1 pseudogene is annotated in these 257 nt (G+C 71.6%); it reads left to right on the forward strand.

Annotation, left to right across the window (positions count from 1 at the left end):
* Positions 1–257 (forward strand): annotated as a pseudogene (locus KVT45_RS55425) (MFS transporter); the annotation flags it as partial.

Here is a 257-nt window from a genome sequence, read left to right on the forward strand (position 1 = left end):
CCCGATGATGTACGGCCCGCTCGCCGCGCTGTACACGGAACTGTTCTCCACCCGGAGCCGCTACACCCGCGCTTCCCTCGGCTACCAGATCGCGGGGCTGGGGGCCGGCTTCGCACCGCTGATCTTCACCGAGGTACAGGCCGACGCCGGTTCCGGGGCGACGCTGCTCATCTCGGCGATCATCGCCGGGGTCTGCCCGCTGACGGTGGGGTGCCTGGCCCTGCTCGGCGCGACCAGCCGCACCGATCTCACCGCCC

The sequence above is a fragment of the Streptomyces sp. GbtcB6 genome (assembly GCF_019091475.1).
GTDB classification, from domain to species: Bacteria; Actinomycetota; Actinomycetes; order Streptomycetales; family Streptomycetaceae; genus Streptomyces; species Streptomyces hyaluromycini.